Source organism: Gilvimarinus sp. 1_MG-2023 (genome assembly GCF_030548285.1).
Window position 1 is genome coordinate 1 of the sequence record NZ_JAUOSC010000305.1, and the last position, 381, is coordinate 381.

1 pseudogene is annotated in these 381 nt (G+C 51.7%); it reads right to left on the bottom strand.

The window, feature by feature from the left end:
* Positions 1-72 (bottom strand): annotated as a pseudogene (locus Q4563_RS16910) (Fe-S cluster assembly transcriptional regulator IscR); the annotation flags it as partial.
* Positions 73-381: the final 309 nt, after the last annotated feature.

Genomic DNA, 381 nt, shown 5'->3' on the forward strand with positions numbered 1-381 from the left:
GCCATCTTCTGCGTGTATGGCCAGATCCAGCATGGCTGTCACCGCGTAGCGGCCCTTGGTTGTCAGTCGCATATAACAATTCCTCCGATCGGGTCGGTATTATGTTTATATCCGACTAATACAGTCAACTAAGTAAAGCGTAAAGTAAGCGGTAAAGCCTGTCCGTTGCCCCGGTTTCAGCCCTCACCGCTCTGATCCACCCACACAGGCCTTTTGATCAGCCCTCTGAGGGTCTTTAATCAGCAGTCCGTTCAGCAGTCCGTTCAGATTCAGCTTCTGTTGCTGCAGTGTTTGGTGCTTCGGTGGATGGTAATTCATCCTTATCCAGCGCGGCTTGTTTGGATGCGCCAAGCGAATCTGGCGTTGCCTCATCCTGATCAT